Origin of the sequence: Cryobacterium sp. BB736, from assembly GCF_014980265.1 — a bacterium.
Lineage (GTDB): Bacteria > Actinomycetota > Actinomycetes > Actinomycetales > Microbacteriaceae > Terrimesophilobacter.
The window spans coordinates 383,928-402,824 of the sequence record NZ_JABXWQ010000001.1; the positions used below are offsets into that span (position 1 = coordinate 383,928).

The 18,897-nt window shown below is 66.7% G+C and carries 15 protein-coding genes; 5 read left to right on the forward strand and 10 right to left on the reverse strand.

What is annotated here, in order from left to right:
* Nucleotides 1-9 precede the first annotated feature (9 nt).
* Nucleotides 10-978 carry an ABC transporter ATP-binding protein gene (locus IRG63_RS01820; RefSeq protein ID WP_168625541.1) on the forward strand — a complete coding sequence of 323 codons (969 nt, stop codon included), beginning with the start codon at nt 10-12 and terminating at the stop codon, nt 976-978.
* Nucleotides 971-1,753 carry an ABC transporter permease gene (locus tag IRG63_RS01825; protein ID WP_193509036.1) on the forward strand — a complete coding sequence of 261 codons (783 nt, stop codon included), beginning with the start codon at nt 971-973 and terminating at the stop codon, nt 1,751-1,753. Before IRG63_RS01820 ends, IRG63_RS01825 begins: the two co-directional genes overlap by 8 nt.
* 26 nt (nt 1,754-1,779) lie before the next feature.
* Here IRG63_RS01825 and IRG63_RS01830 read toward each other — a convergent pair whose 3' ends face one another.
* From IRG63_RS01830 to IRG63_RS13990, 5 genes are read right to left on the reverse strand one after another with little or no spacing between them, the layout of a single operon-like run.
* Entirely contained in the window at nt 1,780-2,532 is a 753-nt protein-coding gene (locus IRG63_RS01830) for an ABC transporter permease (protein WP_168625543.1), read from the reverse strand.
* Nucleotides 2,532-3,428 (reverse strand): ABC transporter ATP-binding protein, encoded by an 897-nt coding sequence (locus IRG63_RS01835; RefSeq protein ID WP_168625544.1) that lies wholly within the window; start codon nt 3,426-3,428, stop codon nt 2,532-2,534. Before IRG63_RS01835 ends, IRG63_RS01830 begins: the two co-directional genes overlap by 1 nt.
* The gene (locus tag IRG63_RS01840; protein WP_168625545.1) at nt 3,425-3,724 is read right to left on the reverse strand and encodes a transcriptional regulator; all 300 of its coding nucleotides are present in this window, start codon (nt 3,722-3,724) and stop codon (nt 3,425-3,427) included. Before IRG63_RS01840 ends, IRG63_RS01835 begins: the two co-directional genes overlap by 4 nt.
* Complete coding sequence (locus tag IRG63_RS01845) at nt 3,721-4,368, reverse strand: hypothetical protein (protein ID WP_193509037.1); 648 nt, start codon at nt 4,366-4,368, stop codon at nt 3,721-3,723. Before IRG63_RS01845 ends, IRG63_RS01840 begins: the two co-directional genes overlap by 4 nt.
* Before the next feature lie 30 nt (nt 4,369-4,398).
* Entirely contained in the window at nt 4,399-5,223 is an 825-nt protein-coding gene (locus tag IRG63_RS13990) for a CPBP family intramembrane glutamic endopeptidase (protein ID WP_193509038.1), read from the reverse strand.
* A gap of 180 nt (nt 5,224-5,403) precedes the next feature.
* Between IRG63_RS13990 and hrpA the strand changes: the two genes are divergently transcribed.
* Nucleotides 5,404-9,291 (forward strand): ATP-dependent RNA helicase HrpA, encoded by a 3,888-nt coding sequence (gene hrpA, locus IRG63_RS01855; protein WP_193509039.1) that lies wholly within the window; start codon nt 5,404-5,406, stop codon nt 9,289-9,291.
* Nucleotides 9,292-9,296: 5 nt separating this feature from the next.
* Nucleotides 9,297-10,649, forward strand: coding sequence for a glycosyltransferase (locus tag IRG63_RS13995; protein ID WP_193509040.1), 1,353 nt, complete (start codon nt 9,297-9,299; stop codon nt 10,647-10,649).
* 3 nt (nt 10,650-10,652) lie between these two features.
* Here IRG63_RS13995 and IRG63_RS01865 read toward each other — a convergent pair whose 3' ends face one another.
* The 5 genes from IRG63_RS01865 to IRG63_RS01885 all read right to left on the reverse strand — a co-directional run bounded on the left by IRG63_RS01865 (nt 10,653) and on the right by IRG63_RS01885 (nt 17,175).
* Nucleotides 10,653-11,405 carry an amino acid ABC transporter ATP-binding protein gene (locus IRG63_RS01865; protein ID WP_193509546.1) on the reverse strand — a complete coding sequence of 251 codons (753 nt, stop codon included), beginning with the start codon at nt 11,403-11,405 and terminating at the stop codon, nt 10,653-10,655.
* Nucleotides 11,406-11,431: 26 nt separating this feature from the next.
* Nucleotides 11,432-12,424 carry an amino acid ABC transporter permease gene (locus IRG63_RS01870; RefSeq protein ID WP_193509041.1) on the reverse strand — a complete coding sequence of 331 codons (993 nt, stop codon included), beginning with the start codon at nt 12,422-12,424 and terminating at the stop codon, nt 11,432-11,434.
* A gap of 5 nt (nt 12,425-12,429) precedes the next feature.
* The gene (locus IRG63_RS01875; protein ID WP_193509042.1) at nt 12,430-13,323 is read right to left on the reverse strand and encodes an ABC transporter substrate-binding protein; all 894 of its coding nucleotides are present in this window, start codon (nt 13,321-13,323) and stop codon (nt 12,430-12,432) included.
* Nucleotides 13,324-13,549: 226 nt separating this feature from the next.
* Nucleotides 13,550-14,548, reverse strand: coding sequence for a ribonucleotide-diphosphate reductase subunit beta (locus IRG63_RS01880; protein WP_168625552.1), 999 nt, complete (start codon nt 14,546-14,548; stop codon nt 13,550-13,552).
* Between the two features lie 161 nt (nt 14,549-14,709).
* The gene (locus IRG63_RS01885) at nt 14,710-17,175 is read right to left on the reverse strand and encodes a ribonucleoside-diphosphate reductase subunit alpha (RefSeq protein WP_168625553.1); all 2,466 of its coding nucleotides are present in this window, start codon (nt 17,173-17,175) and stop codon (nt 14,710-14,712) included.
* 418 nt (nt 17,176-17,593) lie between these two features.
* On the opposite strand from IRG63_RS01885, the gene IRG63_RS01890 reads away from it, so the two are divergent.
* Nucleotides 17,594-18,805, forward strand: coding sequence for an MFS transporter (locus IRG63_RS01890; protein ID WP_193509043.1), 1,212 nt, complete (start codon nt 17,594-17,596; stop codon nt 18,803-18,805).
* The last annotated feature ends 92 nt before the right edge of the window (nt 18,806-18,897 follow it).

Sequence of the window (18,897 nt, forward strand, 5' to 3'; positions counted from 1 at the left end):
GGAGTGCTTATGAACCAGGATGTCCTGCGTATTGCAGGCCTCACGCGCCGATTCGGCGCGACAGTGGCGAACGACGACGTGTCATTGCGCGTTCGCCCCGGCGAAGTGGTCGGGCTGCTCGGGCACAACGGAGCGGGCAAGACCACCCTTGTCTCCCAGATCGTCGGTTTGCTTCGGCCAGAGCGCGGCACCATTCGCGTCGACGGGATCGACGCAGTGGCCGACCCTGGGGCGGCTCGGCGACGAGTCGCGATGCAGCCACAGGCTCAGGCACCCATCGATGGCCTGACGCCTCGAATGGCGATCGAGATCGCCGGCCGGATCCGCGGGCTGTCCAGTCGGGACGCTCGCACCGCGGCCGCCCAGCTGGCCGAAGAGCTGGACATCGCACAGTGGCTCGACCAGCGCGCAATGCCAGAAGGGCGTGGCCTCTCCGGAGGGATCAGGCGGCTCACCGCCTTCGCAATGACAGTCGCGGCACCCACTCCCCTGGTCGTGCTCGACGAACCGACGAACGACATCGACGCCTCGCGCCGCCGCCTGCTGTGGGCGGCCGTCCGCCGCAGGGGCGACGAGGGCGCCGGGGTTCTGCTGGTCACCCACAACGTCGCCGAAGCCGAGCGGATCGTCGACGAACTCGTCATCCTCGACAACGGCAAGGTGGTCGCATCCGGCACCCCAGCCAGCCTGCGCGGCACAGACGACAACGACCTTCGCCTCGAACTGCAGCTCCCGCCCGGGGGCGAAGATCCGACCACTGATCCGCGCGACCTGCCCGTCACCACACTGCGGCTGGTGCGCACCGGCAGGCGTGTGCTGTTGACGGTGCCCGCCGGCGAGGCTGCACCAGCCGTCACCTGGGCGACAACGCTGCGCGACCAGGAGCGACTCGACGGCTTTGCGTTGGGGCCAACAACTCTCGAGGACGCCTACCTATCCCTCACGCAATCCACCCCACTGGAGGTCTCCAATGTCTGAGCAGACAACCATCACAGAGCAGGCAAGCCATCCGCAGGCCGGCCTGTGGTCCAGTTACCGGACGCTGCTGCGCTGGCAGTTCGCCCAGATCGGCAGCATGCTGCCGCTCATCATCGTCATCCAGGCCCTCCTGGCCGGCGGCATCATCATCGGGTTCGGTTTTCTCATCCCAAACATCGACTCTGCGACGGCGATGTTCCTCTCAACCGGCGCCCCGACTGTTCTGCTGCTCACCATCGGCCTGGTGATCGTCCCGCAGGGTGTCGCACGCTCGCGAACCGACGGCACCTTCAACTACATGCGCTCACTGCCCCTTGCCCGTCCGCTGCTGTTCGCGGCTGACCTGACCGTGTGGGTGATCATCGCACTGCCGAGCGTCGGGGTCGCGGTGCTCACCGGATGGCTCAGGTACGACCTCGTCTTCAGCTTCAACTGGCCCCTGCTCATCGCGGCTGCACTGCTCATCACCGTGATGGCAACCGCCGTCGGTTACGCGATCGCCGTGAGCGTGCCGCCGATGCTGGCGCAACTGATCACCCAGGTATTGGTGTTCTTCGTCATGCTGTTCTCCCCCATCACCTTCGCCCCCGGCCAGCTGCCCGGCTGGTTCCAGACGGTGCACGACATCCTGCCGCTGCGCCCCGGCGCCGACCTGCTGCGTGCTGGACTCGCGTCAGAGACCTTCGACGCGAGCGGACGCGACCTCCTGGTGCTCAGCGTGTGGTGCCTCGCGGGCGTCGCAATCACCATCCGGGCACTCGTCCGCAGGCACTAGCGCCCCGCGCCCGGTGACGGCCGCCGCTAGCGGTAGCGGCGGCCCTCGTCGCGGCGGTACAGGAACAGCGCGAGCACCGCGGTGCCGACGATCCAGGCACCCATGCCGAGCCAGACCCACGGGTGGAGGTCGCCTCCCTGCACCGCCCAGATCACCAGCTCGCGCGCCTGACGCGACGGAAAGAACGTCGACAGGGTGTCCAGCCACGGAGCGAACAGCATCGGCGGCAGGAAGAGGCCACCGGCGAACGCGAACCCGAACATGACGATCTGCACCACCGCGATGGCGGCCTTGGCCGGCAGCGAGTAGCCGATGCAGACGCCGATCAGCATGAACGGCAGCGCCGAGACGATGACCGCGAGCAGCCCAGCCAGGATGGACAGCACGGATGCCTCGGCCGCAGTGAAGATGGCGCCGAGCACGATCACGGGCAGCACCGCGACCAGCCCGATGAGCCCGGTCGAGAACACGTAGCCGAGCACCCGGGATACACCGGCGACCGGCAGCGTGCGGAGGTAGGGATCCCACGGCTTCTCCCGATCCTCGGCGATGCCCAGGCCGAAGCTGAACAGCGCGTTGGCCATCACCGCGAACAGGGCCATAGAGATGACCGCCTGTGTGGCGTACAACGGGTTGGTGGCCACCACCTGCTGCGGAACAACGAAGAACAGCAGCGAAAGGGCAGGAAAGGCCAGGGCGCTGATCACGGCGATCGGAACGCGCGTGGTCTCGAGCAGCAGGTACTTCCCGTGCACCGCGGCGAGTCGCAGGGTGGTCATCAGATCATCTCCAGTTCGGGCTGAGCGGTGAGGGTGAGGAACGCTTCTTCGAGGCTCGCCCCGCGCACCCCAAGCCCCGAGAACGGGAGGCCGGAGGTGACGAGCGCGGTGACGGTCTCGTCGGCGTCGCGAGTGAAGAGCGTGTGCGAGCCGTCATCCTCGGCCCGCGTGGAGACGACGCCAGGCAGGCCGGTAAGCGCATCCGGGGCATCCGTCGTCAGGCGCACCATGCGCATGCCGACCTGGTCGAGCACCGCGTCGAGGGTGTCGTCGGCAAGCACACGCCCGCGGCCGATCACGATGACTCGTTCGGCCAGCGCCTCGATCTCCTCGAGGTAGTGGCTGGTCACCACGACGGTGGCGCCTACGGCGTTCTGCCGACGGACCGCCTCCCACAGGGTGCGGCGCGCGTCGACGTCCAGGCCGGTGGTCGGCTCATCCAGCAGCACGAGCTTCGGTCGGCCGACGAACGCGAGCGCGACACTGAGCCGTCGCTTCTGCCCTCCGGAGAGCGCACCGGTCTGCCGCTTCAGCAACTCGGTGAGCCCGAACTCGTCGGCGATCTCGGCACGCGGCACCGGATTCGGGAAGTGCGTCGACACGAAGTCGATGACCTCACCGACGCGGAGGGTCGGGGGCAGCGCCGTCTCCTGCGGGGTGCTGCCGAGTCCGACGCGGGTGCGGTGGTCGGACGGGCTGCCGCCGAACAGCTCGACGGTGCCCGCCGTGGGGCGGCGCAAGCCCTGCAGCAAGGACAGCATCGTGGTCTTGCCTGCGCCGTTCGGACCGAGCAGGCCGACGATCCTCCCGGAGTCGATTTCAAGCGAGACATCGTCGAGCGCCGTGACGTCGCCGAACCGGCGGGTCACGTGATCGAGTCGGGCAAGGGTCGTCATTCGGTGGCTCCCAGTACTGATCGAAGGGTTTCGGTGTAGCGCTCGAACGCGTGGCGTCCGGATGTGGTGAGTGCGAGATACGTGACGGGGGTGCGGCCCTGATGCGTCTTGGTGACGTCGACGTAGCCGGCGTCCTCGAGCTTGCGCAGATGGGTGGAGAGGTTCCCCGGCGTCATCTCGAGGATCTCCTGCAGCCGGGGAAACGACATCCGGTCCCCCGCGGGCAGGGTGGCGAGGGTGGCGGTGATCCGCAGCCGCGCGGCGGCGTGGATGACCGGGTCGAGTTCGCCGCTCATTGCCTGCTCCGGGCCCGGATGATGAACAGCACGATGCCGTAGACCAGGAATGCGCCGCCGCCCGCGAGCCCCATGACGAGGTAGTTGTGCGGCAGTCCCGCGAACACCGAGACGGTCGACACGAGCAGCAACCACAACCCCAGTACCAGCTGCGAGATGCTGCGCCAGATTGTCGCCCCGGCCAAGTAGAGGAGTCCGGCGACCAGGCCGTAGAGCGCCGGGAACAGCACCCCCGCAAGGTCGCTCGACATGCCAAGCCGCACCATCCCGGCGCCGATGCCTGCAGCCGCGATGCTGCCGAAAGTCCAGCTGAGTCCGTAGACGGCTCCGGAGAATCCAGATGCGCCGCGCACACCGCGTCCGATGCGCGACCCGAGGATGGCCGAGACGACGATGGCGACAATCAGCAGTGCGACGAAAGTCAGCCACGCGATCGTGGGCGGCACCTCGAAGAGCGGGTTGCCACCGCCGGGCATCGACCACAGGGCGAGGAAGCCAAGCAGCCACGCGAAGCCCCAGACCAGCAGGATCCACGGCACAGGCGCGATCAGGTCGTTGTTGACCTTGCGCTGCTGCTGCTCGAGCAGGGCGAGCATGGCCGCCGGGTCGAGCGGTGTGTCGTCGTCGGGAAGATCGTTGGTCATGACGGTGGCTCCTCTAGGCGGGCGGATAGGTCAGGCGGGCAGGACGAACGGCAGGATGAGCGCCGGTGCGCTGGTCACAAGGTTCACGAGAACGTGGGCGACGATGAGCGGCATGAGGCGGCGCTGCCAGCGGAAGATGAGTGCAGAGCCCAGTCCCCAGACGAAGAATGCGACCGCGAAGACGACCATTGCCGCCGGCGTGCTTGCAAAGAAGATGTGCTGCAGCCCGAAAGCGACCGACGGCAGCAGCACGGCAAGAACCGGGAAGCGCGCCTGCAGCCTGCCCTGGCTGTAGCCGCGGAACACGAACTCCTCGGCGGGCGCGTTCAGCGGCGCGAAGGTCAGCACGACGACAATGCCGAACACCATGGCCGCGGCAGGGGCAAGCGCCGGCAATTCGGCCGGGTCGGGCGCGAAGACAGTGCCGAAGCTGGTGAACGCGTCACCACCCTCCAGCGCGAACATCGTGCCGATGATCGCCAGCGCGAATGGCACGTAGAGCACCATCAGCCAGAGCAGCCCCCACAGCAGGTCGCGGCCAAGACGGGATCGGTCGAAGCCGGCCAGTTCACGCAGCGTGCTGCCCTCGCGGCTGACCAGTCGACGCACGAGCAGCAGGCTCAGGATGTTGACCGGCAGCAGCGCGAGCGGGGAGTAAGCCGCAGCGGCAGGGATCCCGGATGGCTGCCCCAGGAGTGCGAGCACGCCCATGGTGGCCAGCCAGGAGAGCGCGACCAGGCCGACCCGCGCGAATGGGAGCAGAGCGGGCCAGGCGAGTCCGGGCATCCGGGGCTCGCGGTCGGCGCGTTCAGAGACCGGCGATTGGGTGCCTGTGTTCGAGGTGGTGTGTTGCACAAAGACTTTGTAACACAAAGTACTCTGCCGCCACAACACCTTTGCACTCTGCACGCGCGGGTCGTTCTCCCACGCGCGGGTCCAATTCGACCAGCGTGTGGGTGTTCGACCCGCGCGACGGCAGCTGCCTGCACGGCGGCGGGGCGGGCGGCGGGGCGTCCTTTATAGGATGGAGGGCTCATGATTCCCGCGATCGGCGCCATCACCTACCCGCCTGACCTCCCGGTCAGTCAGCGGCGCGACGACATTTCCGCCGCCATCCGGGACCACCAGGTCGTCATCGTCGCCGGCGCGACCGGCTCGGGCAAGACGACCCAGCTGCCGAAGATCTGCCTCGAGCTCGGGCGCGAATCGATCGGCCACACCCAGCCGCGCCGCATCGCCGCGCGCACCATCGCCGAGCGCATCGCCGAGGAACTCGGCAGCGAACTCGGCGACCTCGTCGGCTACCAGGTGCGCTTCACCGACCGGGTCGGCAAGAACACGCGCATCAAGCTGATGACCGACGGTATTTTGCTCAATGAATTGCAGCGCGACCGGATGCTGCGAAAGTACGACACGATCATCATCGACGAGGCGCACGAGCGTTCGTTGAACGTCGACTTCCTGCTCGGCTACCTGAAGCGCCTGCTGCCGAAGCGTCCGGACCTGAAGGTCATCATCACTTCAGCGACCATCGACCCGGAGAGCTTCGCCGCCCACTTCGCGGCGGCGGATGGCACGCCCGCGCCGATCGTCGAGGTGTCCGGGCGCAGCTTCCCGGTGGAGATCCGCTACCGACCGCTCGCGCCGGAGCCGGCATCCGACGACCCAGACGACGACCCCACCCCTGATATGCAGGACTTACCCCCCTCTCGCCGCCAGGTCATTGGCAAGCAGGGCCGTTCGGCCGAGAAAGTCCTGCACAACGGGGAAGATGAGGAGCCGGGGCGGGACCTCTTCCAGGCCATCAACGACTCACTCGACGAACTGGCCCGGGAGGCGCCGGGCGACGTGCTCGTCTTCCTGAGCGGCGAGAACGAGATCCGGGACGCTCAGGATGCGATCACCGCGCGCAACCTCCCCGGCACCGAGGTGCTCCCCCTGTATGGGCGGCTGAGCTCTGCCGAGCAGCACCGCGTGTTCCGGCCGAGCACGACGCCGGGCACTCGCCGCCGGGTGGTGCTCGCCACTAACGTCGCGGAGACGAGCCTGACCGTCCCCGGCATCAAGTACGTCATCGACGCCGGCACCGCGCGCATCAGCCGGTACAGCACACGCGCGAAGATCCAGCGCCTGCCGATCGAGCCGATCTCGCAGGCATCCGCGAACCAGCGCTCCGGGCGCGCCGGCCGCACGAGCGACGGCATCGCGATCCGCCTCTACTCCGAAGAGGACTACGAGCGCCGCCCGGAGTTCACCGACCCGGAGATCCTTCGCACCAACCTGGCCGCGGTCATCCTGCAGATGATCTCGCTCGGGCTGGGCGACATCCGGGAGTTCCCGTTCCTGCAGCCACCGGATTCGCGCGGCGTGAAGGACGGCGTCGACCTGCTGTCAGAGCTGGGCGCGATCGAGAGCTTCCGCGAGGGCCCGTCGATCACCAAGGTCGGCCGGCAGCTCGCGCAGCTGCCGATCGACCCGCGACTCGCCCGGATGGTCGTCGAGTCGAAGCGCTGGAACGTCACGCGCGACGTCATGGTCATCGTCGCCGGGCTCAGCGTGCAGGACCCTCGCGAGCGCCCGCTCGACAAGCGACCGCAGGCCGACCAGGCGCATGCCCGGTTCACCGACAAGACGAGCGACTTCTTGACCCTGCTGAACCTCTGGAACCACCTGAAACGCAAGGAGAAAGAGCTCTCCGGGAGCGCTTTCCGGCGCCTGTGCCGCGCCGAGTACGTCAATTTCCTGCGTTTTCGGGAGTGGGAGGATGTCTACCGGCAGCTGAAGCGCATGTCCAAGCCGCTCGGGTTGACGGTCGAAGAGGGCAGCCACGAACCGGATGGCCCGGGCATCCACCGCTCGCTCCTCGCGGGGCTGCTCAGCCAGTTGGGCATTCGAGACCAGACCGGTAACGACAAGCGCGGCCGCGGCGACTACATCGGCGCGAGGCAGGTGCGGTTCTCTATCTTCCCGGGCTCGGCGCTGGCCAAGAAGCAGCCGGCCGAGCTGATGAGCGCCGAGCTGGTCGAGACCAGCCGGCTGTTCGCCCGGATGAACGCGTCGATCGACCTGTCCTGGGCCGAGCCCATCGCCGGGCACCTGGTGAAGCGCTCCTACGGCGAGCCGCACTGGGAGAAGCGGCAGGGTTCCGCGGTCGCCCACGAGCGGGTGACGCTGTACGGGGTGCCGATCGTCGCCCGCCGGCGCATCCAGCTAGAGCGCATCGACCTGCCGCAGGCGCGCGCGCTCTTCATCCGGCACGCGCTCGTCGACGGCGAGCTCAGCTTCGACACGAAGGATCGCGGCTACGCCTTCGACCGCGCCAACCGTCGGCTGCGCGCCGAACTCGCCGAGGTCGAGGAGCGCACCCGCCGCCGCGACATCCTCGTCGACGACGAGGCGGTATTCGAGTTCTACGACACGCGCGTCCCCGCCGAGGTCGCCAACCAGCGCTCGTTCGAGAAGTGGTGGCGCACCGCGCGCGCCGAGAGCCCCGACCTGCTCACCATGCGCAAGGAGGACCTGCTCCCGGATGCCCAGCAACCACAGACGGTCGCCGGCGGGTACCCCGGCGAGTGGCACCAGGGCGATCAGACGCTGCGACTGAGCTACCGGTTCGAGCCCGGCGCCGACGATGACGGCGTCACAGTGCAGGTGCCGCTCGCGCTGCTCCCCCGGCTGCGGCCGGACGGGTTCGACTGGCAGGTGCCAGGGCTGCGTCACGAACTGACCACCGCGCTGATCAAGGCGTTGCCCAAGGCGATCCGCCGCAACGTCGTGCCGGCGAACGACTGGGCGCACCGACTGCTCGACGGGGCCCCGGCGGACGGCTCCGAAGAAGTGTCGCTGCGCCAATACCTCGCCCAGCAGATCCAGCGTCTCACCTACACACCGGTCGACCCGGACGACTTCGAACTCGAGCGAGTTCCCGACCACCTGCGGATGACGTTCGCGGTCATCGACGAGCGCGGCCGCCGCGTGGCAGCCTCCAAGGAGCTGGAGAGCCTGCAGCACAAGCTCAAGAGCCGGGCCCGCGAGTCGGTGGCCCATGCGCACGTGCGCACCCCGAATGCGCTCGAGCGGGACGGGCTCACCGGCTGGGACGTCGACACCCTGCCCCGCGTGCTCGACACCACGGTCGGCGGCAACACCGTCCGCGCCTACCCGGCGCTCGTCGACCAGGGAGCGACGGTCAGCATCCGGCTCCTCGGCACCGAGGACGAGCGCGCGCGGGTGCATCGTCGGGGCGTGCTCCGGATGCTGCTGCTCACCGTGCCGTCACCGGTCGGGTACGTGCAGGAGCACCTCACCAGCGCCGAGAAGCTCACGCTGGCCCGCAGTCCGTACCAGAGCACTGGCGAATTGTTCACCGACGCGGCGTTGGCCGTCGCCGACGACGTGCTCGGCGAGACGGAGGTGTTCACGCGCGCCGAGTTCGACGCGGTGCGCGATCGGCTCTCCACCGCGCTTGTCGACTCGCTGTTCGACACCGTCGCGTTGGTCAGCCGCGTCCTCGGGGCGGCTCGCGAGGCGGAGAAGGCGATCGCGGCAAGCTCGGGGCTGGCGCTGCTGGCACCGCTCGCCGACGCGCGCGAACAGCTGCAGGCCCTGGTCTTCCCCGGTTTCGTCGGCCGCACCGGCATCCGCCAACTTCGCCGGCTGCCGATCTACCTGGCCGGCATCACCCACCGGGTCGGCAAGCTCGCCGAGAACCTCGGCCGAGACCGGGTCTGGATGGGTGAGGTGCAGGCGGCCACAGAGCGGTACCGGGCTGCGGGTGGCCAACTGCCGCTGCAACCGGATGCATCGGCGAAGCTCGCGCGGGCCCGCTGGCTGCTCGAGGAGCTGCGCTTGAGCCTGTTCGCCCAGCACCTCGGCGCCGCGGAACCGGTGAGCCTGCAGCGCATCACCCGGGCGCTACAGTGACGAGCGTGGAGTTCCCGCGCGTCAACCTGCTCATCGCCACCAGCCGGCTGCATCCCGGGGCGGATGGCGGTTACACGATCGCGGCCATGAACCGCGCTCGGCAGCTGCGGGAGGCCGGGGCCGACCCGATCCTCCTCACCGTCGACTTCGCATCCGACTACGACGAGCATCGCGAAGGGTTCCGCCGCATCGGCCTCGCCGATGAGCGCACGGTGCTGCGCAACCTGTACGAGGAGGCGCGCGCCGACCCGACCTGGCTGATCAGGGCGGCAGACCCGGGACTGAGTGGCCCGATCTCGACAAGCTCGATCACCGAGGGCTCGCACACCGACCATCCGGATGCCGCCGGAGCGCCGCTGCTGCGCACGCCGCTGGTGCCGCGTCCGGACTGGCACCGCGCCACCGACACCATCACCGTCTTCGACGACGGCGAACCGGTCGGCACTCTCGCCGGATTCGGGGCGCTGTACCGGGCCTGGGTGGATCACGTCATCGCCGGACTCGACCCCGACCTGCCGACGGTGATCATCGCCGAATCGCGGCAGGTCGGCGAACTGCTCATCCCGCTACGCAACGGCAGCACGAAACTCGTGCACACCGTGCACAACGCCCACACCATGCCGCCGCACGAGTGGGACTCGCCGATGGATGCGCTGTGGAGCGGCTGGATCGGCACGCTGGCCGGCTACGACGCGGTGACGTTTCCCACCGCCAGACAGCGCGACGACGTCATCCGCCGGTTCGGTGAGCCGACCCGGTTCGAGATCCTCCCCAGCGCGGTGCCGGCGCCCCCGGCCGGAGCGCCCGCACCTAGGCGCGATCCGCTCCTTACCGTCATCGTCGCCAGGCTGGCGCCGCAGAAGCGCGTCGACCGCGCCATCCGGGCGATCGCCGCGGTGCGGCAGCGCGGCATCCTGGCGCGGCTGGACGTCTACGGCGACGGTCCGTTGCGTGGCGAACTGGAAGCCCTCATCGACGAGCTGCAGCTGCGCAACGCGGTGCGGCTGCTCGGCTACGACCCGGCGGTGACGGAACGGATCGGTGGGGCGTCGCTGCTGCTGCTGACCAGCGAGTACGAGGGGCAGAGCCTCGTGATCCTGGAGGGGTTCAACCGCGGCACCCCGGCGGTCGCCTTCGACGTCAACTACGGACCGTCCGAGCTCATCGACGAGGGGGTGAGCGGTCACCTCGTCCCGGTCGGTGACATCGACCGACTTGCCGACACGATCGCCGATGTGCTCAGCAGCCCTCCGGTACTCGCGGCACTTATCGACGGCGCGAGGGTCTCAGCCGAGCGGATGAGCGTCGCCGCCGTGATGGAACGCTGGCGGCGACTGCTCTCCGATCTGGTCGGCTGAGACTCAGAGCACCTTCGACAGGAACGCCTTGGTCCGCTGGTGCTGCGGGTTGGCAAGCACCTCGGCCGGGTCGCCCGACTCGACGACCACGCCGCCGTCCATGAAGACGAGCGAGTCCGCTACCTCACGAGCGAAGCCCATCTCGTGAGTGACGACGATCATCGTCATCCCGGATGCGGCGAGCTGCTTCATGACCTCGAGCACGTCCCCGACGAGTTCGGGGTCAAGAGCGGAAGTCGGCTCGTCGAACAGCATGAGCTTGGGGTCCATCGCGAGCGCACGCGCGATCGCCACCCGCTGCTGCTGGCCGCCGGAGAGGTGTGCAGGGTAGGCATCCGCCTTCTCCGCGAGCCCCACCCGGTCGAGTAGTTCCTTTCCGCGAGCCACGGCGGCCGCCTTGGCTGTGCCCTTGACCTTCATCGGCGCCTCGATGATGTTCTCCAGCGCGGTCATATGCGGGAACAGGTTGAACCGCTGGAACACCATGCCGATGTCACGCCGCTGACGTGCAGCAACGTTCGGCTTCAGCTCGTAGAGCTTGTCGTCACGCTCTTCGTAGCCGACCAGCACGCCGTCTACCGAGAGCCGTCCGGCGTCGACCCGCTCGAGGTGGTTGATGCAGCGCAGGAATGTGGATTTGCCCGACCCGCTCGGCCCGATGAGGCACATGACTTCACCGCGGTTGACGTCAAGCGTGATGCCCTTCAGGACCTGGTTGGTGCCGAAGTTCTTCGATACCTGTTCTGCCTGCACCATCGGGTGCTGCGCTGGTGGAATGGACGTCATCGGTGCTCCCGTCCGTGCGTGTCTAGGTTGTCGGGACCGGCATCCGGACCTGTCGTCTGGATGGCACCGGTCTCAACGGTGGGCCGCTTCTCGATCGCCTGCCCAACGCCGCGCGAGAACCGCTTCTCGAGGAAGTACTGACCCACCATCAGGATCGAGGTGAACAGCAGGTACCAGGCCGAGGCGACGAGCAGCAGCGGAACGGGGTCGAAGATGACCGCGGAGATGTCGCGCGAGCGCCCGTACAGGTCGAAGCTGAACGGTACCGCCGCGACAAGCGATGTGGTCTTCAGCATCGAGATGACCTCGTTGCCGGTCGGCGGGATGATGATGCGCATCGCCTGCGGGATGACAATGCGGCGCATCGACTGGGACCAGCCCATGCCGAGCGCCTTCGACGCCTCCGTCTGACCTGGGTCGACCGAAAGAATGCCTGCTCGAACGATTTCCGCCATGTACGCGGCCTCGTTCAGGGACAGTCCAATGACCGCGAGCCAGAACACGTCGATCGTCGCCTTGGTCTCGATCGACGTCCACGGTGCCGTAAACGGAATGCCGATGTCGATGGTCGCGTAGATCGTCGTGAACAGTCCCCAGAAGACGAGCTGCACGTACACGGGCGTGCCGCGGAACACCCACAGGTAGAGCCAGGCGACACCCTTGACCACCGGGTTGTCGGAAAGTCGCATCACCGCGAGGATGACGCCCAGCACGATCGCGATGACCATCGAATAGATCGTCATCAGCAGGGTGATCAGCGCCGCCTGCGAGATGCGGCGGTCGAAGATGTACTTCGCGAACTGGTCCCATCCGTACGCGTCACGCTGTGACGCGTCATAGATGAAGAGGGCCAGGCCAAGGATCAGGATGACGGCGAAGACGATCCGCCAGGGATGGCGAAGCTTGATCGCCTTGATGGGTTCGGGTTGTGCCGATACCGGCGGCACGGTCGCCCGTGCCGCCGGTCGGTCCGCCTGAGGCGCACTCATGGGAATTACCCCTTGGTTGCTGCGTTGATCGTAATCTCGTCGATGGCGCCATCCTGAACGCCCCACTTGGTGAGGATGTCCATGTAGGTGCCGTCATCGACCAACGACTGCAGTGCTGCCTGCAGTGCTGCGGCGAGTTCGGAGCCCTTCTTCACAGCGATGCCGTACGGGGCGACCTCGAACGCGTCACCGGCGAGCTCGATCTTGTCGCTCACCTGCGCGACCGCGTACTGGGTGATCGGTGAGTCGGCGCTCATCGCGTCGGCGCGGCCGAGCGCGAGTGCGTTGGTAGCCTCATCCTGGCTCTCGAACTTGAGGATGTTGATCGGCTCCTTGCCAGCAGCCTCGCACGCAGCGGACTTGGCTGGCAGTTCCTCGGTCTCCTCGTAGGTGGTGGCCTGCACCGACACCGTCAGCCCGCACGCGTTGTCCGGGTCGACTGCCTTGCCGATCTGCTGCGCCCACTGCACGCCGGCGTTGTAGTAGTTGACGAAGTCGACCGACTGCTCACGCTCGGCGGTGTCGGTAAACGACGAGTAGCCGATGTCGAAGGTGCCGCCGTTGACTGCCGGGATAATGCGGTCGAACGCCGACTGCTGGTACTCGGTGGTGAGCCCGAGCTTCGCGGCCATCGCGTTGCCGAGCTCGACCGCCCAGCCGTCAGCGCTGCCGTCTTCCTTCTTGAACTCGTTCGGCGCGTAGCCGATGTCCATGCCGATCATCAGCTTGCCGGCCTCGCGGATCTCGTCCGGCAGCAGCGCCTCGGCTGCCTGGTCGACCTGAATCTCTGCGCCGGGAGCGGCGTTGTTGTCGGTCGGCGGTGCGGAGTTGTCTACGCATCCGGTGAGCAGGAGAGCGGATGCGGCGGCGATGGCCGCCACCGTGAGTCTGGTGCGCATGGTTTTCCTCTTCTCTTGGGTACTGCGGGACCTAAAGGCAGACTAAGCCGACCCGCCCATTCTTGACCGGTCCTGACAGGGAGAAGAGATAACAATCCGATCTTGACCCCATCGTCACAGCGGTATTCGTACCTTATCGCAGGCGCAACGCCGCTTTTCACACGTTAAACCGCTGGTCGCGCACGATTTCGTGCGCGACCAGCGGGAAGTGGTAGCGAAAACTACGTCAGTTCGTCGATGACTTGGAAACCGACTTGGTGTTGGTCTCGTACGACGTGTTGGTGGACTCGAAGAAGTTGACCAGTTCGTAGGTGTCGTTGGCGGTCGCCATCCACTTGGCCGGGTTGGAGACCCTGTATTCGGGGTCGAAGCCGAGCTCCTCGAGGCGACGGTCGGCCAGGTACTTGACGTACTGGTTGATGTAGTTGGCGTTCAGCCCGAGGATGCCGCTAGGCAGCAGGTCCTGGTTGTACTCCTCCTCCATCTCGACCGCGTCGAGGATCATCTGCTTGATCTCCTGCGCGAACTCCGGCGTCTGCAGGTCGGGATTCTCCTCCAGCACGGTGAGGATGAGGTTGATGCCGAACTTCAGGTGCAGCGACTCGTCGCGGATGATCCAGTCCATCAGCGAGCCGAAGTTGCGCAGCAGGTTCCGCTGGCGGAAGCTCAGGGCGACCATGAAGCCCGAGTAGAACCAGATGCCCTCGAGGATGATGTTGTACGCGACGAGGTTGCGGACGAAGTCCTGCTTGCCCTCGGTCGTGGAGATGTCGAGGGTTTCCTCGGTCATGCGCTTGATGTACTTGACCTGGAACTCTTCCTTGCGCGCCATCGACGGCACCTCGACGTGCGAGTTGTAGGCCTCTTCACGGTCGATCGGGAAGGTCTCCAGCACGTACTCGAAGCTCATGCAGTGGTTGGCCTCCTCCCACATCTGCTTGGCGAGGTAGAGGTGCGCCTCGGCAGCGTTGATGTAGGGGTACACCCCGAACGCGAGAGCCTTGTTGACGAGCAGCTCGTTCGGGTTGAAGTAGCTCATGAGGAAGGTGATCGCGTGACGCTCTTCGTCCGTCATGCGCTTGAAGTCGGCGATGTCCTGGTCGAGCTGGATCTCGTTCGGGAACCAGGTGTTCGCGACAGCCTGGTCGTACAGGTCCATCGCCCACTGGTACTTGACCGGCTTCAGCAGGAGGCCTTCCTGTACGCCGGTTCCGAGAATTGACATGCCTATCTTCCTTCTTCCTTATTCATCGGTGGTCGAGTCGTGGTCGAGCCACATCGGGGGTCGAGCCACATCGGTGGTCGAGCCCGTCGAGACCCCCTACTGGCAGCTGTCGCACTGAAGCTCGTCCATCGGGTCGACCGGTACGTAGTACTCCTCGTTCATCATTCACCTGCCTTCGGGGTGAGTCCGCCGAACCCGCGCCGGGCGGGCGCGGCGGGGGCGGATGCCTGCGCGGCGCCCGCCGATGCCGACGCGAAGCCACGGCCGGCGCCGGTCTTGATCTCTTCTGCCTTGTTGACCTTGACGGTCGACTGCTCGGCCTGATGGCGCGGCTTCATGTGCAGGTAGTAGGTCGTCTTCACGCCGCGCTCCCACGCGCCCATGTAGACGGCCATCATGTCGTCGATGTCGCGCGACTCGAGGTACATGTTGCGGCTGATGGCCTGGTCGATCCACTTCTGCGCGCGCGCTGCGACCTCGAGGAAGGCGAACGGCGAGAGCTGGAAGCTCGTCTTGTAGACCGCCTTGAGAGCATCCGGGATCTCGGCGATGCCCTGGATGTCACCCTGGCTGCGCAGGATCGACTCGCGCACCTGACCCCAGATGCCCAGCTTCTGCAGGTCGCGCACCAGGTTGCGGTTGACCTCGAGGAACTTGCCCGAGGAGGTCGACCGGCTGAAGATCTGCGTGAACTGCGGGTCGAGGCCGGGGGTGGTTCCCGCGACGAGGCCGATGGATGCGGTCGGCGCGATCGCCATGAGCGTCGCGTTGCGCATCCCGCCGGCGACCTTGGTGCGCAGGGCGTCCCAGTCGAGGCGCGTGGTGCGGTTCACCTGGATCGGGATCTGGCGGTCCTGCTCGGTGAGGGCGATGGAGTCGATCGGCACCATGCCCTTCGACCAGCCGGAGCCGTCGAAGTTCGGGTACGCGCCGCGCTCCTTGGCGAGCTCAGCCGATTCGTCGATCGCGGCGTAGGAGACGTGCTCCATGATCTCGTCGATCAGGGCGTACGCCTCTTCGCTCTCGTAGCTGAACCCGAGGCGCTCGGCGATGTCGGTGAAGCCCATCACTCCAAGGCCGACCGCGCGGTTCTGCTCGTTGGAGAAGTCGGCCTCAGGCACCGAGGAACGCGTGATGTCGATGAGGTTGTCGAGCTGGCGGACCGCGGTGCGCGCGCTCTCCTCGATCTTGGCGAAGTCGACCGTCGGCCGGCCCTCGGCCTCGATCAGGTGCTGCGAGAGGTTGATCGACGCGAGGTTGCAGACCGAGACGTTGTCCTCGTCCTGCGGCAGCGTGATCTCGGTGCACAGGTTCGACAGGTGGATCGTGCCGGTGTTGTTGTTGAGGGCACGGTTGTTGATGGTGTCCTTCCAGGTCAGCCACGGGTGGCTGGATGCCTGCAGGGAGATCAGGATCGCCTTGAACTGCTCGCGTGCCTTCAACTTCTTGTGCATGCGCAGCTGGCCCGTGTTCGCCATCTCGACGTACTCGGCGTAACGCTTGGAGAACGCGGCTCCGTACAGCTCGTTCAGGTCGGAGACCTCGAGCGGGTCGAACAGGTACCAGTCGTCGTCGTTCTGCACGCGCTTCATGAACTCGTCGCTGATCCAGACCGCGGTGTTGGCGGTGCGGGTGCGGCGGTACGGGTCGCCGGAGTTCTGGCGCAGGTCGATGAACTCGGGGAAGTCGAGGTGCCAGTTCTCCATGTAGAAGCACAGCGCACCGAACTTCTTGCCGCCGCGGCTGACCGCACGCAGCACCGAGTCGATGGTGTGCATGAACGGGATCGGACCGGTCGAGGTCGTGTTGTTCGACCGGATGGGCGAGCCCTGCGAGCGGAGCTTGGTGACCGAGAGCCCGATCCCTCCGGTGCCCTTGGTCAGCCACATGACATCGCGCACCGTCTTCGCGATGTGCTCGATGTCATCCTGCATCTCCATGACGAAGCAATTGGCGAGCTGCGGGTAGCTGGTGCCCGCGTTGACGAGCGTCGAGCCCGCAGCCAGGTACTCGAGCTTGGACATCTTCTCGTAGAACTTCAGCGCGTGGCTGGTCGGGTCTGCCTCGTTGAGGGAGAGGCCCATGGCGACGCGCATCCAGAAGTACTGCGGCACCTCTAGCGAGTCACCGTTGCGGCCCTTGATGCCGTAGCGGTTGTTGAGGGTGACGACGCCGATGTACTTGAGCAGGTCGTCGCGGGTGTGGTCGAGGGCGGCGGCGAGGCGCTCGAGGTCGAACATCTCGGTGAGCCGGGTGTCGAGCAGTCCCTCGTTGACTCCGCGGGTCAGGTTCATGATGAAGTGCTCGGTGTGCAGCCGTGCGAGGTCTTCGTCGGTCTCGTAGTCGCCGAGCACGCGCTTGTAGATGGTCTTCAGCAGCAGGCGGGCTGCGACGGTGTCGAACTCCGGGTCATCCTTGACGTTCTGGAGCGCGACCTGGATGACCGCCTCGTCGAGCTGCTGGGTGGTGATGCCGTCGAACAGGGTGAGCTCAAGCTCGCTCGCGATCTGCGTCACCCAGGTGATGTTCTCGTCGAGATCGTGGCTGGCTCGCTCGATGGCGAGGTTGATCTTGTTGGCGTCGTACGGCTCGCGCTCGCCGTTTCGCTTGACTACCGTGATGCCCAATTTATGTTGCTCCCAACTCCTGGAATACCGCTCCGACCGGCGGTTATTCCTGTCCCCTTGTGGCTCTCTCTCGGGAGCCCGATTGTTGCTGCGCGAGTGCACGTCCACGGGCCTTTTCGGCCTCCCGGAGCAGTGTCGCTGCTTTGCAGTGTGATCACTATATAGCGGGGGTCTGACAACACTGAAACCCTAGATGTAGTGGGCGTGTCATCCACAGGTGTGTATAAGTTGACCCGGGTTTCTCACACCCTGTGCATGGATTTCGCCGCGCTCCCTCCCGCGCCCGAGGGGCCTGAGAGCGCCCTTCCCAGCGCCACGAAGGGCAGTTAGCGACCCCGCGCAGGACCGGGCCGCCGAACGCTGGAGTCCGGGTGCCGCGAACCGGTACCGCGGTGGGCGCGAACTAGGATTGTGGATCGTGAGCGGCTACCTGAGTCTTTTGAGGACGAAGGGCGTCGCGCGGATCATGAGCGCGCAGCTTGTCGCACGTTTTCCATCCGGGATGCTCGCGCTCGCGTTCCTGATCCACATCGAGAAGCTCACCGACTCGTACGGTTACGCGGGGCTCGTGCTGGCCGCGACGAGCATCGGCCAGGCGATCGCCGGACCACTCACCAGCCGGTGGATGGGCCGCTGGGGCATGCGGCCGGTCATCACCATCGCGCTCGCGATCTCTGCGGCATCCGTTGCCGTCATCGCCTATGCGCCGATCCTGCCGGTGTGGCTCTACATGGTCGTCGGCTTCCTCGCCGGACTCAGCACGCCACCGATCCAGCCCGCGGTGCGCACCATCTACCCGAAGATGGTCAACTCACGGCAACTCACGCCGCTGTTCTCCCTCGACGCATCCGCGCAGGAGATCATCTGGGTCATCGGCCCCGTCATCACAACGCTCATCGCCACCCAGATCAGCACCGAGATCGCCATCACCGTCGCGATCGTGTTCATGGTCGGAGGCGGCGCCTGGTTCCTGTCCTCGCCGGAGGTCGGGCGAGTCCGCATCCCGCGCAGCCGGCGCAGGCTCGGCGTTGTGCTGTCGCGTCAGCCGGTGCTGCTGGCGACGGCGACCGGCTTCCTGCTGATCGGCGCCTGCGCGGCGGCGGAAGCCGGCGTCGTTGCGACGTTCGGCGAAGGCGGGTGGGAATCCGGAGTCGTGCTGGCGATCTTCGCCGTCGGGTCGCTGTTCGGGGGTCTGGCATTCGGTCACCTGCCGATCGGCCCGTGGGCGCTCGCCCGCCGGATGTTCATCGTCTTCCTCGGCATGGCCCTCGCCGCGTTCGTGCTCGACTTCTGGTGGCTGTCCGTCACTCTCCTGATCGCGGGCATCGGCATCGCCCCCGCGCTCGCGGTGATGTTCGCGATCGTGTCGGCGAGCGTGAAATTCTCGGAGACCGCCGAGGCGTACGGATGGGTCGGCACCGGTCAGCTGATCGGCGCGGCCATCGGGTCGGCTGCCGCAGGGTTCATGATCGACGCGTTCGACGCGCACGGCGCCTTCTGGGTGGCGATCGCGTTCGGTTTCCTCGGCTTCCTCGTGCCGGTCATCTTCCGCGGCGCGCACCCGGACCTCCGCGACCGCGATCCGTCGCCGCTGCCGGACACCGAGCCGGTGTCGACCATCCGCCCCTGACCGCTGCGCGTCGCCGGTCGCGAGCGCCGCGCAAATGTGCGAGCGCGCCCGCAATATCGGCGGCGCTCGCACATTCGGAGCGCACTCGCGGG

Excerpts from the sequence above, each read along its gene's own strand:
- IRG63_RS01870 (WP_193509041.1), bottom strand. The coding sequence starts at position 12,424 with ATGAGTGCGCCTCAGGCGGACCGACCGGCGGCACGGGCGACCGTGCCG.
- hrpA (WP_193509039.1), top strand. The coding sequence starts at position 5,404 with ATGATTCCCGCGATCGGCGCCATCACCTACCCGCCTGACCTCCCGGTC.
- IRG63_RS01835 (WP_168625544.1), bottom strand. The coding sequence starts at position 3,428 with ATGACGACCCTTGCCCGACTCGATCACGTGACCCGCCGGTTCGGCGAC.
- IRG63_RS01865 (WP_193509546.1), bottom strand. The coding sequence starts at position 11,405 with ATGGTGCAGGCAGAACAGGTATCGAAGAACTTCGGCACCAACCAGGTC.
- IRG63_RS01880 (WP_168625552.1), bottom strand. The coding sequence starts at position 14,548 with ATGTCAATTCTCGGAACCGGCGTACAGGAAGGCCTCCTGCTGAAGCCG.
- IRG63_RS01845 (WP_193509037.1), bottom strand. The coding sequence starts at position 4,368 with ATGACCAACGATCTTCCCGACGACGACACACCGCTCGACCCGGCGGCC.
- IRG63_RS01830 (WP_168625543.1), bottom strand. The coding sequence starts at position 2,532 with ATGACCACCCTGCGACTCGCCGCGGTGCACGGGAAGTACCTGCTGCTC.
- IRG63_RS01820 (WP_168625541.1), top strand. The coding sequence starts at position 10 with ATGAACCAGGATGTCCTGCGTATTGCAGGCCTCACGCGCCGATTCGGC.
- IRG63_RS01840 (WP_168625545.1), bottom strand. The coding sequence starts at position 3,724 with ATGAGCGGCGAACTCGACCCGGTCATCCACGCCGCCGCGCGGCTGCGG.
- IRG63_RS01875 (WP_193509042.1), bottom strand. The coding sequence starts at position 13,323 with ATGCGCACCAGACTCACGGTGGCGGCCATCGCCGCCGCATCCGCTCTC.
- IRG63_RS01825 (WP_193509036.1), top strand. The coding sequence starts at position 971 with ATGTCTGAGCAGACAACCATCACAGAGCAGGCAAGCCATCCGCAGGCC.